General features: G+C 66.2%; 10 protein-coding genes. 7 read left to right on the top strand and 3 right to left on the bottom strand.

Annotation, left to right across the window (positions count from 1 at the left end; genetic code table 11):
- Positions 1-52 precede the first annotated feature (52 nt).
- From cpaB to Q9Q95_RS08335, 7 genes are all read left to right on the top strand, one after another.
- On the top strand, positions 53-1,075 hold the full coding sequence (cpaB, locus tag Q9Q95_RS08365) for a Flp pilus assembly protein CpaB (RefSeq protein WP_306095915.1): 1,023 nt from the start codon (positions 53-55) through the stop codon (positions 1,073-1,075).
- Between the two features lies 1 nt (position 1,076).
- Positions 1,077-2,771: a type II and III secretion system protein family protein gene (locus tag Q9Q95_RS08360; protein WP_306095913.1), complete on the top strand. Its 1,695-nt coding sequence runs from the start codon at positions 1,077-1,079 to the stop codon at positions 2,769-2,771.
- An 18-nt stretch (positions 2,772-2,789) separates the two neighbouring features.
- Positions 2,790-3,419, top strand: coding sequence for a CpaD family pilus assembly lipoprotein (locus tag Q9Q95_RS08355; RefSeq protein WP_306095912.1), 630 nt, complete (start codon positions 2,790-2,792; stop codon positions 3,417-3,419).
- Positions 3,416-4,696, top strand: coding sequence for a pilus assembly protein CpaE (locus Q9Q95_RS08350; RefSeq protein ID WP_306095911.1), 1,281 nt, complete (start codon positions 3,416-3,418; stop codon positions 4,694-4,696). Before Q9Q95_RS08355 ends, Q9Q95_RS08350 begins: the two co-directional genes overlap by 4 nt.
- Positions 4,697-4,749: 53 nt before the next feature.
- A complete protein-coding gene (locus Q9Q95_RS08345; RefSeq protein WP_306095909.1) occupies positions 4,750-5,727 on the top strand; it encodes a type II secretion system F family protein in 978 nt (325 codons plus the stop codon).
- Between the two features lie 2 nt (positions 5,728-5,729).
- Positions 5,730-6,722, top strand: a complete 993-nt coding sequence (locus Q9Q95_RS08340) for a type II secretion system F family protein (protein WP_306096349.1) — start codon at positions 5,730-5,732, stop codon at positions 6,720-6,722.
- A 76-nt stretch (positions 6,723-6,798) separates the two neighbouring features.
- Positions 6,799-7,077: a hypothetical protein gene (locus Q9Q95_RS08335; RefSeq protein ID WP_306095907.1), complete on the top strand. Its 279-nt coding sequence runs from the start codon at positions 6,799-6,801 to the stop codon at positions 7,075-7,077.
- A gap of 90 nt (positions 7,078-7,167) precedes the next feature.
- Here Q9Q95_RS08335 and ppdK read toward each other — a convergent pair whose 3' ends face one another.
- From ppdK to Q9Q95_RS08320, 3 genes are all read right to left on the bottom strand, one after another.
- Positions 7,168-9,828, bottom strand: coding sequence for a pyruvate, phosphate dikinase (gene ppdK / locus Q9Q95_RS08330; RefSeq protein WP_306095905.1), 2,661 nt, complete (start codon positions 9,826-9,828; stop codon positions 7,168-7,170).
- A 172-nt stretch (positions 9,829-10,000) separates the two neighbouring features.
- The gene (gene glyS / locus Q9Q95_RS08325) at positions 10,001-12,160 is read right to left on the bottom strand and encodes a glycine--tRNA ligase subunit beta (RefSeq protein WP_306095903.1); all 2,160 of its coding nucleotides are present in this window, start codon (positions 12,158-12,160) and stop codon (positions 10,001-10,003) included.
- Between the two features lie 232 nt (positions 12,161-12,392).
- Positions 12,393-13,259 carry a glycine--tRNA ligase subunit alpha gene (locus Q9Q95_RS08320; RefSeq protein ID WP_306095901.1) on the bottom strand — a complete coding sequence of 289 codons (867 nt, stop codon included), beginning with the start codon at positions 13,257-13,259 and terminating at the stop codon, positions 12,393-12,395.
- Between the last annotated feature and the right edge of the window lie 53 nt (positions 13,260-13,312).

The following is a 13,312-nucleotide window of genomic DNA, read 5'->3' as shown; positions in this document are numbered from 1 at the left end:
CTTAACGCCGGCGCCCTGACCCGGCCATGTTATTGAAAAGGCTTGAAGCGAAATGGATGCACGCAAGCTCATTCTGCTCGTAGGCGCACTCGTTGTCGCCGCGATCACCGCGTTCATGGCGCGCAGCCTCGTGCTCGGCGCGCCGACGCCGACCGCCGCCGCGATTCCGGTCGCCGCGCCGCAGAGCAGCACCGAAGTGATGGTCGCGACCCGCGCCCTTCCGGTCGGCACGATCCTCGACGCCACCTCGTTCAAATACGTGGCCTGGCCGAAGGAACTGATCGAAGGCGCCTATTACATCAAGGGCGAATCCGAGCCCGCCAAGCTGCAGGGCACCGTCGTCCGTTTCGCGATTCCCGCCGGTCAGCCGATCACCCAGGGTGCGCTGGTCAAGCCCGGCGATCGCGGCTTCCTCGCCGCGGCCCTCGGGCCGGGCATGCGTGCCGTCACGGTTCCGGTGTCCGGACAGGGCGCGAACGTCTCGGGCTTCGTCTTCCCGGGCGATCGTATCGATCTCGTCCTCACCCAGACGGTGGCCGGCGGCGGCGATGGTCCGCCGCTCAAGGCATCGGAGACCATCCTGCGCAACCTGCGCGTGCTCGCCACCGATCAGCGGACCGACAAGCAGACCGACGACAAGGGCAACACCGTCGTCTCCACTTTCTCGACGGTCACCGTCGAGGCGACTCCCAAGCTCGCCGAGAAGCTCGCCGTCGCGCAGACGCTCGGTACGCTCTCGCTGTCGCTGCGTTCGATCGCCGACAACCAGGGCGAGCTCGAGGAAGCGATCGCCAGCGGCGAGGTCGATGTGCCCGCTGACGGCGATCCGAAGAAGGAAAAGGAAATGCTGGCGCGTGCCGCCGCGCGTCCGACCGAAGGCCGTGGCGGTTTCGCCACCGGCGCCGACGTGTCGCGCTTCCAGCGCAGCACCGTCCCCGGCAAGGCCGAGGATAGCACCGCAAAGGCCGTCGCGACGGCCGGCTATCCGGGCGGCGCCGAGAAGAAGAAGGGGCCGGTGGTCAATGTCGTCCGCGGCGCCAGCGCGACCGAAGTCGAGCTCGGGGGAACCAAATAACATGCGCACCAAGACTCTCCTGAACCGGGCGCTCGGCGCCACGGTGCTGGCGGGGATGGCGATGAGCCTCCCGGCCGAAGTGATGGCCCAGTCGCGCCAGAAGGCCCGCGTCGCCAACCTTCCGGTCGGCACCCAGCGCCCGACCCGCGAGGTCCTGCTGTCGGTCGGCGAGGGCGAACTGATCACCCTGCCCGCCAACGTCGCCAATGTGTGGACGTCGAATTCGGGCGTGGCCGACGTCTATGTCGCCAATCCGCGCCAGATTCACTTGTTCGGCAAGGAATTCGGCGAGGCCACGATCTTCGCGACCGCCGCCAACGGCGCCGTCGTCTATTCGACCAATGTCCGCGTCGCGCAGAACGTCACGTCGATCGACCGCATGGTGAAGGCGGCGATGCCGGAAACCGACATCACGATCACCACGGTGGGTCAGCTGGCGGTGCTGAACGGCACGGTCGCCTCGCCCGCCGAGAGCGAGCAGGCGCAGCGCTTCGTGCTCTCCGCGCTCAATCCCGGCGTCAACGTCTCGGATCCGAACGCCCAGCTCAAATATATGGTGATGAACCGTCTCAAGACGGCGACGCCGCTGCAGGTCAACCTGCAAGTGCGCTTCGCCGAAGTGAGCCGCAGCTTCATGAAGAATGTCGGCGTCAACGTCACGACGCGCGATCAGACCAGCGGGTTCGGCTTCGGCGTCGCCTCGGGCCGCAATCCCGGCTCATTCACCGATTCGGATCTGTCGAAATTCCCGATCGCCGAGATCCCGGTCCCCGGGGGCGGGTACATCAAGGGGCCCTACGATCCCTCGACCGGCCAGTTCATCAATCCGCGCAGCACCTCGGTGACCAATTTCGCCAAGGGATCGGACTTCTCGACTCTCGGCCTCGCCGGAAAGCTGTTCGGAATCGACGTGCTCTCGGCGATCGATCTCGGCGAGACCATCGGCCAGGTGACCACGCTCGCCACGCCGAACCTCACCGCACTTTCGGGCGAGACGGCGACTTTCCTCGCCGGCGGCGAAATCCCGATCCCGATCGCACAGGGGCTCGGCACGACGACGATCGAGTACAAGCAATACGGCGTCAGCCTGGCGTTCACGCCCACCGTGCTTGCCGATGGCCGCATCTCGATGCGCGTCCGGCCCGAAGTGTCGCAGCTGTCGTCGGCGGGCGCCGTCCAGTTCAACGGCACCAGCATCCCCGCGCTCACCACGCGCCGCAGCGAGACCACGGTCGAGCTCGGCTCGGGCGAGAGCATGGTGATCGGCGGTCTGCTGCAGAACTCGCACAACAACTCGATCAGCAAGACCCCCGGCCTCGGCGACATTCCGATCCTCGGCACCCTGTTCCGGTCGAACGGCTTCCAGCGCAACGAGACCGAACTGATGATCGTGATCACGCCGTATCTGGTGAAGCCGGTGAATGCGAACCAGATCGTGCTGCCGACCGACGGCTATCGCTCGCCCAATGATTTCGAACGGATCATCGGCGGTCAGCTCAGCGGCAGCGGCGCCAACGGCGATCGACCGAAGCCGACGATGGCTCCGTCCGGGAGCGCAGTGCCCGCAGTCGGTGCGTTCGCACCCGGGCAGTCGATGCCCGCGCCGGCCGATCGAACCAACCGGCCCGCCAAGGCCGCACCCGCCCCGTCCAGGCCGAAAAAGGGTGGCTCCGCCGCCCCCGGCTTCGGCTTCTGATGTCCTGAGGAGATCGCAATGTCGTCGCGCTTCACTCCCCTCCTCCTCGCCCCGCTCGTGCTGTTGAGTGCGTGCGGAACGAACAATCACGGCCTAGACTCGGTCTATCAGCCCGTCGTCCAGCGCAATGACTATGTGTTCGACGTGCAGACCACCGGCAACGGCCTCGCCGCTGGCGAAGGCCAGCGTCTCGCCGGCTGGCTCGGATCGATGGGGCTTCGTTATGGCGACCGTATCGCGGTCGACGACGCCAGCCAGAACGATGCGGCCCGCAACGAGATCGCCGCCTATGCCGATCGCTACGGTCTGCTGGTTTCCGATCAGGCACCAGTGACGGTGGGCGAGATCCGGCCGGGCACCGCCCGCGTCGTCGTCACCCGCACCACGGCCAGCGTGCCGAATTGCCCGGATCATTCGCCGGACTTTCAACCCGATTTTGCGGCCAGCACCAGCGCGAATTTCGGCTGTGCGACCAACAGCAATCTCGCCGCGATGATCGCCGACCCGGTCGATCTCGTGCGCGGCGCGCCGGGCTCGCCGCTCACCGATTCGGCAACTTCGGCCAAGGCCGTGAACGCGTATCGCCGGGCGGCACCGTCGGGAGCGGGCGGCGCCGTGAAGGGCGAGAGCGCTGGAGGCAAGCAGTGAACGCACCTTTTAATCCCTCGCGCACCGCGCATCGCGAGCCATTCATCGCCTTTGTCTGCGACGAGACCACCGCCGAGGCGCTGCGTCCGATCGCAGTCGAGCTCGGCTGGTCGCCCGAAAAGGTCAACAAGGGCGGGCTGCGCAACGCGGTCCAGACCCTGTCGGTCTCGGCGAGTCCCAACGTGCTGTTCGTCGATCTCTCGGAATCGGGCGATCCGCTCAACGACATCAACGCGCTCGCCGAAGTCTGCGAGCCCGGCACGATCGTCATCGCCTCGGGCCAGGTCAACGACGTGCGCCTCTATCGCGATCTCGTCGCGAGCGGCATCCACGATTATCTGCTCAAGCCGCTCAACCCGGATGCGCTGCGCGACACCTTCGCCCAGGCGCAGGCTGCGCTCAACGCGCCCAAGCTGGCGGATACCGGCAGCGACGTGCCGCATTGCGCGGTCGCCGTCATCGGCACGCGCGGCGGTTGCGGCGCATCGACGATCGCGACCTCGCTCGCCTGGCTGCTGAGCGACAAGCATGTGCGGACTACCGCCTTGCTCGACCTCGACGTGCATTTCGGCACCGGCGCGCTCGCGCTCGACCTCGAGCCGGGCCGCGGCCTGACCGATGCGATCGAGAATCCGAGCCGCATCGACGGACTGTTCATCGAACGCGCGATGGTCAAGGCGTCGGACCGTCTCGCCGTGCTGTCGGCCGAGGCGCCGATCAACGCGCCCGTCCTGACCGACGGCGCCGCATTCTACCAGTTGCAGGAAGAGATGCGCGGGGCGTTCGAATGCACCGTCGTCGATCTGCCGCGCAACATGCTGGTCAATCATCCGCATCTGATCACCGACATTCAGGTCGCGGTGCTGGTGACCGAGCTGACGCTTGCTGCCGCGCGCGACGCGATCCGCATCCTCAGCTGGTTCAAGTCGAATGCGCCGCAGACCCAGGTGATCGTCGTCGCCAACAAGGCCCAGCCCCAGGCGTTCCTCGAGATCAGCCGCAAGGACTTCGAGGGCTCGATCGAGCGCAAGATCGACGTGCTGATCCCGTTCGAGCAGAAGGTGGCGGCACAGGCCGCCAAGCTCGGCAAGCCGCTCGCCGAAGTCGGCAAGTCGGCCAAGTCGCTGGCGCCGCTCGGCGAACTGGCAGCGCGGATCACAGCGATCACCGATTCGGGCGAGCGCGACGACAAGACCGCCAAGCCGGCCAAGGGATCAAAGGGCAGCTCGCTGTTCGACAAGATCAAGGTCAAGATGCCGTCAAAGGCGAAGAAGTAATCGTTCCGCGCCCAATTGCGGGCGCGGGATAACGGGTTCGGAGGCACCTCGGCGTGGAATTGCTGCCGGTTTTGATGCTTGGTGGAGGCACCTTCCTGGTGCTCTCGCTGATGGTGCTCGCCTTTGCCGGGCCGTCGACGGCGCGCGCCGGCGCGCGTCGTCTGAGCGGCGTGCGCGAACGCCATTCGGGCACCGCCGGCGCCGTCGCGATGGAAGCCCAGATCCGCCGCGTCACTGCGCGGAGCGCGAGCGGCATGGATCTCGCCGCGTCGCGCTTCCTGCCCAATCCGGCGTTGCTCCAGAAGCGCCTCAACATGACCGGCAAGAACTGGACGCTGAGCCAGTACGGCATGATCACGCTCGGGCTCATCCTCGTCCCCGGCGCCCTGCTTTATTTCGAGGGCGCGCCGATCTGGCTGGCGCTGTTCCTCAGCCTGTTCGTCGGCGTCGGGCTGCCGCACAAGGTGGTAAGCTTCTTCATCAAGCGGCGAATCAACAAATTCACTTCGAAATTCCCCGACGCGATCGATCTGCTCGTCCGCGGCCTGCGCTCGGGTCTGCCGATCACCGAGACGATGGGCGTGGTCGGCCAGGAAGTCCCCGGCCCGGTCGGCGAGGAGTTCCGCGCCGTCTCGGACAAGATGAAGATCGGCCGTACGCTCGACGCCGCGCTGCAGGAGACCGCAGACCGGCTCGGCACCCCCGAATTCCAGTTCTTCACGATCACCATCGCGATCCAGCGCGAGACCGGCGGCAACCTTGCCGAGACGCTCGCCAACCTCGCCGAAGTGCTGCGCAAGCGCGCGCAGATGAAGCTCAAGATCAAGGCGATGTCTTCGGAATCCAAGGCGTCCGCGCTGATCGTCGGCTCGTTGCCGTTCATCGTGTTCGGCCTCGTCTGGTTCATCAACAACAATTACATGCTCAATTTCTTCAAGGATGAGCGGTTGATGGTCGCCGGCGGCGGCGGGCTGATCTGGATGGCGCTCGGCGCCTTCATCATGGCCAAGATGGTCAATTTCGAGATCTGATGATGGAACCCTCCGCTGGCCCCACCCTGCTCGGCGTCGACGTCCTCTGGGTCGCGACTTTCCTCAGCGCGATCGCGGCGACCGCCGTGGTCTTCGCGATCTACACCGCGACGACGGTGCGCGATCCGATGGCGAAGCGCGTCAAGGCGCTCAACGATCGCCGCGAGCAATTGAAGGCGGGCATCACCGCCTCGACTTCGAAGCGCCGCGCCAAGCTCGTCCAGAAGAACGAGACGACCGATCGCATCCGCTCGCTGCTCTCTTCGATGAAGGTGCTGCAGGAGAGCCAGATCAAGGTCGCGCAGACCAAGCTTCTCCAGGCCGGCATCCGCTCCAAGGAATGGGCAGTCGCGGTGATCTTCGGCCGGCTGGTGCTGCCGATCGTGATCGGCGGGCCGATCCTGTACATGGTCTACGGCACCGACATGTTCGTCGATTGGAGCGCATTCAAGAAGTACGGGCTCGTCGCGGTCAGCTTCATCCTGAGCTACAAGGCGCCGGACATCTATCTCAAGAACAAGATCACCAAGCGCAGCCACGCGATCCGCAAGGGGCTTCCCGACGCGCTCGACCTGCTGGTGATCTGCGCCGAGGCGGGCCTGACCGTCGACGCCGCCTTTCACCGAGTCTCGAAGGAACTGGGCAAGGCCTATCCCGAGCTCGGCGAGGAATTCTCGCTCACCGCGATCGAGCTGGGCTTCCTCACCGATCGCCGCCAGGCGTTCGAGAATCTCGCGCACCGCATCGATCTCGAAGCGGTCCGCGGCGTGGTCACCACGATGATCCAGACCGAGAAATACGGCACCCCGCTCGCGTCGGCGTTGCGTGTGCTTTCGGCCGAATTCCGCAACGAACGCATGATGCGCGCCGAGGAAAAGGCCGCGCGCCTGCCCGCGATCATGACCGTGCCGCTGATCCTGTTCATCCTGCCGGTGCTGTTCATCGTGATCCTCGGCCCCGCCGCCTGCTCGATCAACGACGCGCTGATGCACTAAATCCCGCTTCGATCGTTACGGTGGCATCGGCGGCGCGGGCGGACTAGCCTGCCCGCCGCCACAGGGAGATCGAGCGATGCAGGGATTGCCTTTCGACACGGTCACGCAGTTCGTCGCTTTGGGCATCACGCTCGTGGCGGGCTTCTTCTTCGGGCTCGCCGCCCGATCGGGCCGCAGCAAATGGCGCGATCGCTATCAGGACGAAGAGCTCCGCCATCGCACCTATCGCGACGAGACCGGCGCCGAACTCCGCGAGGCCCAACGCCGCCTGCGCGAGCTCGAGACCGAGAATGCCCGGCTGCGCGCGGCGACGCCGAGCGGGGTGGCGCCGCCCCGGGCGGTCGATCCTTACTGACCTTTCAGTGCTCCTGCGGAAGCAGGAGCCCAGGGCGGCAAGCGATGCGCTCGTGACTCTGGGCTCCTGCTTTCGCAGGAGCATTGGAGTTCAGTTACGCAGCGCCGCCTGCGCCGCGGCGAGCCGGGCGATCGGCACCCGGTACGGCGAGGCGGAGACGTAATCGAGCCCGGTCTCTTCGCAGAATGCGATCGAGGCGGGATCGCCGCCATGCTCGCCGCAAATGCCCAGCTTGATATCGGGCCGCGTCGCCCGGCCCCGCTCCGCCGCCAGCGCTATCAGCTCGCCGACACCTTCGACATCGAGGCTGACGAACGGATCGCGCGCATAGATCTGCTTCTCGACATAGGTGGTCAGGAAGCGCGCGGCGTCGTCGCGGCTCACCCCGAGCGTGGTCTGGGTGAGATCGTTGGTGCCGAAGCTGAAGAATTCGCCGACCTCGGCGATCTCGCCCGCGCGCAGCGCCGCGCGCGGCAGCTCGATCATCGTGCCGACCAGATATTCGATCCGACGCCCCTTCTCGGCGAACACCGCCTCGGCCGCCTTGTCGACGACGATCTTCATCAGCTCGAGCTCCCGCCGCGTGGCGACCAGCGGGATCATCACTTCGGGGATCGGCGCCGCGCCCGATTTCTCCGCGACGAGCACCGCCGCCTCGAAGATCGCGCGGGCCTGCATCTCGTAGATCTCGGGGTAGGTCACCCCGAGCCGGCAGCCGCGATGCCCGAGCATCGGATTGAACTCGTGCAGCTCGGCCGCCCGCCTGCGCAGCGTCTCGATGTCGACATCGGCAGCCTTGGCCACTTCCTCGAACTCGGCTTCCTCGTGCGGCAGGAACTCGTGGAGCGGCGGATCGAGCAGGCGGATCGTGCAGGGCAGCCCCGCCATGACCTCGAAAATCTCGACGAAATCGCTGCGCTGTTCAGGGAGCAACTTGTCGAGCGCGGCCCGCCGGCCCTTCTCGTCGCTCGCCAGGATCATCTGGCGCACCGCAGTGATCCGCGCGCCGTCGAAGAACATGTGCTCGGTGCGGCACAGCCCGACCCCCTCGGCGCCGAACTCGCGCGCCGTGCGGCAATCCAGCGGCGTCTCGGCGTTGGCGCGGACCTTGAGTCGGCGCTTGGCATCGGCCCAGACCATCAGGGTGCCGAAATCGCCCGAAAGCTCGGGCTGGACCGTCGGCACCGCGCCGAACATCACTTCGCCGGTGGTGCCGTCGATCGTGATCGTATCGCCCTCGCGCACTTCGCGCCCGGCGACGCGCATCACTTTATCGCGCGCGACGATCGCCAGCGTGCCTGCCCCCGAGACGCACGGCCGGCCCATGCCGCGCGCGACCACCGCGGCATGGCTGGTCATCCCGCCGCGCGCGGTCAGGATCCCCTTGGCGGCATGCATGCCGTGAATGTCCTCGGGCGAAGTCTCGACCCGGATCAGGATCACCGAATCGCCCGCCGCGGCGCGCTTCTCGGCGGTGTCGCTGTCGAACACGGCCAGGCCCGAAGCGGCGCCCGGCGACGCCGGCAGCCCCTTGGTCAGCACGTCGCGCACCGCCTTGGGATCGAGCGTGGGGTGGAGCAATTGATCGAGCGCCATCGGATCGACCCGCAGGATCGCCTCGTCCTGCGTGATCAGCCCTTCGTTCGCCATGTCGACTGCGATCTTGAGCGCCGCCTTGGCGGTGCGCTTGCCGCTGCGGGTCTGCAGCATCCAGAGCTTGCCGCGCTCGACGGTGAACTCGATGTCCTGCATGTCGCGATAGTGGCGCTCGAGCTGGTCGAAGACGCGGGCGAGCTCGGCATAGGCCTCGGGCATCGCCTCTTCCATCGACAGCGGCCTGGCCCCCGCCGTCTCGCGCGCCGCTTTGGTCAGATATTGCGGGGTGCGGATCCCGGCGACGACGTCCTCGCCCTGCGCGTTGATCAGGAACTCGCCATAATAGGCATTGTCGCCCTTGGCCGGATCACGGGTGAAGGCCACGCCGGTCGCGCTGGTCTCGCCCATATTGCCGAAAACCATCGCCTGGACGTTGACCGCGGTGCCCCAATCGCCGGGGATGTCATTCAGCCGGCGATAGACCTTGGCGCGCTCGGACTGCCAAGAACCGAACACCGCGCCGATCGCGCCCCAGAGCTGGTCGTGAACATCCTGCGGGAAGGGCTTTCCCCACAATTCCTCGACGATCGCCTTGTACTCGGCGACGAGCTTCTGCCAGTCGCCGGCGCTCAGCTCGGTATCGAGGTTGTAGCCATTGTCTTCCTTGGCGATCTCGAGCGCTTCCTCGAAGCGTCCATGATCGAGCCCGAGCACGACATCCGAATACATCTGGATGAAGCGGCGATAGCTGTCCCACGCGAAGCGCTCGTCGCCGCTGACCTCGGCGAGCCCGACGACGGTCGCGTCGTTGAGCCCGAGGTTGAGCACCGTATCCATCATGCCCGGCATCGACACCCGCGCACCGCTGCGGACCGAGACGAGCAACGGATCGGCGGGGTCGCCGAATTTCTTGCCGGTGACGCTCTCGATATGCGCGACGCCGGTGGCGACTTCGTCCTTGAGGCTGTCGGGGAAGCTCTCGCCCGAATCGTAATAGAGTGCGCAGACCGGGGTGCTGATCGTGAAGCCGGGAGGCACCGGCAGGCCTATGCCCGCCATGCCGTCGAGATTGGCGCCCTTGCCGCCGAGCAGATTCTTGTCGCCGTTGCCGCCGTCCGAAACCCCGCCGCCGAAGCGGTACACGTACTGCGTCATCCCTGATCCTTATGCTGGAGGCGCCGCCCCGGGACGGGAGGCGCCTACCGCGGCTGCGAACAAGGCGGAAGCTCTGATTGCGTTGTCAGGACGCAGGCGCGCGGCGGACGGCCAAGACTTCCTAAAGACTGGACAAATTCGACTATTCCGGAACCGCAATAAATCCGATAAATCAGCCTTCGATCCGCGAAAAATCGGCGACTTTGTGCACTGCGTCACGCATGCGGGCGAGCAGGTTGAGGCGGGCCTCGCGTTTTGCCGGGTCCGGATCATTGACGGTAACCTTGTCGAAGAATGCGTCGATCGGCGCACGCAGCGTCGCCAGCGCGGCCATCGCAGCCTCGAAATCCTCGCGCGCGATCGCGGTGGCGGCGACCGGTTCGGCGGCGGCGAGCGCGGCGATCAGGTCGGCTTCCTCCGCTTGCGGCACATACCCGTGCTCCTGCGCCGGCAGGCGCCCAGGGTTGCTCTGCCCCTCGCCATCCTGGGCTCCTGCTTCCGGAGGAGCACTGGCGGGCCAGCCCTCCTTCTTGAGAATGTTCGCGGCGCGCTTGTAGCCCGCGAGCAGGTTCCTGCCGTCCTCGGTCCCGACGAACGCCTGCAGCGCATGAACCCGGGCGAGCAGCCGGACGAGATCGTCCTCGCCGCCCAATGCGAACACCGCGTCGATCAGGTCGTGCCGGACCCCGGCTTCCTTCTGCTGGACCTTGAGGCGATCGGCGAAGAAGTCGAGCACATCCGCACCCGCGATCTTCGACATCGGGAAGCGAAGGCCATTGTCGATAATCAGCGCCAAGGTGCCGAGTGCCGACCGCCGGAGCGCGAAAGGATCCTTCGATCCGCTGGGTTTTAGATCTGCGCCGAAGAACTGGGTGATACTGTCGAGCTTATCCGCCAAACTCACCGCCACCGTGACCGGCGCAGTCGGAACCTCGTCCCCCTGCCCGACCGGCTTGTAATGATCGCGGATCGCCTCGGCCACCTCGGCCGGCTCGCCCTGTGCGGCGGCGTAATAGCCCCCCATCAGGCCCTGCAGCTCGGGGAATTCGCCGACCATGCCGGTGACCAGATCGGCCTTGGCGAGCCGCGCCGCGCGCTCGGCCATGTCGGCCAATTCCGTGATCCCGGCGGAAGCCGGGATCTCGTGCGGTTCCTGCCCCGCGCCTTCGCCCGAGACCCCGGCTTTCGCCGGGGTGACGATCTGTTGCTCGACCAGCCAGCGCGCCAGCTTGGCCACCCGCTCGACCTTGTCGGCCACCGTGCCCAGCTTCTCGTGAAACACGATCTTCTCGAGCTTCTCCGCTTGCGCCTCGAGCGGCACCTTCAGATCGGTATCGTAGAAGAAGCGCGCGTCGCTCAGCCGCGCGGCGAGGACCTTCTGGTTGCCCTCGACGATCTTCGCCCCGCCGTCGACCGCGTCGACGTTCGCAGTGCAGATGAACGCATTGGCCAGCTTGCCCGCATTATCGCGGCAGACGAAATATTTCTGGTTCACCCGCGCCGTAAGCTGGATCACTTCGGGCGGCACGCTCAGGAAGTCAGCATCGAAGCGGCCGAGCAGCGGCACCGGCCATTCGGTCAGCCCGGCATTCTCGAACAGCAGGCCCTCGTCCTCGACCAGCGACAGCCCCGCCTTCTGCGCGGCCAGCTTCGCCCCGACGGCGATGATCGCGCGACGCTCGGCGCCGTCGACCACGACATGGCAAGCGCGGAGCTTCTCGACATAGTCGTTGGCGCTGCCGATCGTGATCACTCCGGGGTGGTGGAAGCGGTGCCCGACGGTCTGGACGCCGCTCTTGATCCCGGCGACTTCGATCGGAACCAGCTTGTCGCCGAGCAAGGCGACGATGCCCTGCAGCGGCCGCACCCAGCGCAGGCTCTCGGTCGAGACCGACGCCTCGCCCCAGCGCATCGATTTGGGCCAGGCGAAGCTGTGGATGACATGGCTCGCCGCGCTGGCGAGCACCGATCCCGCGACGATGCCGGGGCGCTCGATCACGGCGAACAGAATTTGCCCGCCCTTGCCGTCGTCGCGTGCGACGAGTTGCTCGCGGCTGAGGCCGGTCGAGCGGAGAAAGCCCTGGATCGCGGCGTCGGGCGCATCGGCGCGCGGCCCCTTGCGCTCCTCGGTCGCCGCGGTGGTGGTCTCGGCGACCCCGCGGACGATCAAAGCGAGCCGGCGCGGCGTGGCGAAGCTTTCGATTCTGTCGAAGGCGAGGTTGAGCGCCCTCAGCCGTGCCTCGAACAGCGACGCGAGATCGGCCCGCGCCTTCTCCTGCATCCGCGCGGGGATTTCTTCGGAGCGAAGCTCGAGAAGGAAGTCTTCGGTCATGATGGTTCACGCAAAGGCGCAAAGGCGCGAAGGAGAGAAGGTTTTTTCGTACAGAGGCGCGGAGGACGCAGAGCCTGTCCGCGCCGCATCGTCTCGCGCCAGCGAGACGTTTCACGCTGCCTCGCAGCAAATGAAGGCCGCTCTGCGGTGTTCGAGGACTGCAATCTCTGCGTCCTCTGCGCCTCTGCGCGAACCAAATGCTTCGCGCCTTCGCGTTCTTGCGCGAACCTCTTCACGCCGCCCACCCGTTTTTCGCCATCCACGCCGCGCACGAGCCCTTGGCGAGATCGCGCACCCGCCCGATATAGGCCTGGCGCTCGGCGACCGAGATCACGCCCCGCGCCTGAAGCAGGTTGAAGACGTGGCTCGCCTCGATCGCCTGCTCGTATGCGGCGATCGGAATGTCCTGCGCGAGGCAGTTCTCGCACTCGGCGACGGCCTTGCGGAACGCCTCGAACAAGGTCTCGGTATCGGCGACCTCGAAATTATATTTCGACATCTGCTTCTCGTTCTCGAGAAACACGTCGCCATAGCTGACCCCGGCATCGTTGAACGCGAGATCGTACACGCTGTCCTTATTCTGGATGTACATCGCCAGCCGCTCGAGCCCATAGGTCAGCTCGCCCGCCACCGGCTTGCAGTCGAACCCGCCCATCTGCTGGAAATAGGTGAACTGGGTGACTTCCATCCCGTCGCACCAGACTTCCCAGCCCAGCCCCCAGGCGCCGAGCGTCGGCGATTCCCAATCGTCCTCGACGAAGCGGATGTCGTGGCGGGTGAAGTCGATCCCGATCGCGGCAAGGCTGCCGAGATACAGTTCCTGCAGATCGGGCGGGCTCGGCTTCAATATCACCTGATATTGGTAATAGTGCTGGAGCCGGTTGGGGTTCTCGCCATAGCGGCCGTCGGTCGGGCGGCGGCAGGGCTGGACGAAGGCGGCGTTCCACGGATCGGGGCCGAGCGCCTTGAGCGTCGTCGCCGGGTGGAAGGTCCCCGCGCCCATGCGCATGTCATAGGGCTGGAGGATCACGCAGCCGCGTTCGCTCCAGTAATCATGGAGCTTCAGGATCATGCGCTGGAAGCTGAGGGGCTCGGACATATGCGCGGTGCTTTGGCGTGACGCGGTCCCGTTGACAAGGATGCAGTGACTGC

It is taken from the genome of Sphingomonas sp. DG1-23, assembly GCF_030730875.1.
GTDB lineage: Bacteria > Pseudomonadota > Alphaproteobacteria > Sphingomonadales > Sphingomonadaceae > Sphingomonas.
Note: the sequence above shows the minus strand (reverse complement) of the source record. Positions and strands in the feature narration are given on the sequence as shown.

What these genes read in the sequence shown, in the direction of transcription:
- cpaB (WP_306095915.1), top strand. Translation starts at nt 53, where the DNA reads ATGGATGCACGCAAGCTCATTCTGCTCGTAGGCGCACTCGTTGTCGCC.
- Q9Q95_RS08360 (WP_306095913.1), top strand. Translation starts at nt 1,077, where the DNA reads ATGCGCACCAAGACTCTCCTGAACCGGGCGCTCGGCGCCACGGTGCTG.
- Q9Q95_RS08355 (WP_306095912.1), top strand. Translation starts at nt 2,790, where the DNA reads ATGTCGTCGCGCTTCACTCCCCTCCTCCTCGCCCCGCTCGTGCTGTTG.
- Q9Q95_RS08340 (WP_306096349.1), top strand. Translation starts at nt 5,730, where the DNA reads ATGGAACCCTCCGCTGGCCCCACCCTGCTCGGCGTCGACGTCCTCTGG.
- Q9Q95_RS08335 (WP_306095907.1), top strand. Translation starts at nt 6,799, where the DNA reads ATGCAGGGATTGCCTTTCGACACGGTCACGCAGTTCGTCGCTTTGGGC.
- ppdK (WP_306095905.1), bottom strand. Translation starts at nt 9,828, where the DNA reads ATGACGCAGTACGTGTACCGCTTCGGCGGCGGGGTTTCGGACGGCGGC.
- glyS (WP_306095903.1), bottom strand. Translation starts at nt 12,160, where the DNA reads ATGACCGAAGACTTCCTTCTCGAGCTTCGCTCCGAAGAAATCCCCGCG.
- Q9Q95_RS08320 (WP_306095901.1), bottom strand. Translation starts at nt 13,259, where the DNA reads ATGTCCGAGCCCCTCAGCTTCCAGCGCATGATCCTGAAGCTCCATGAT.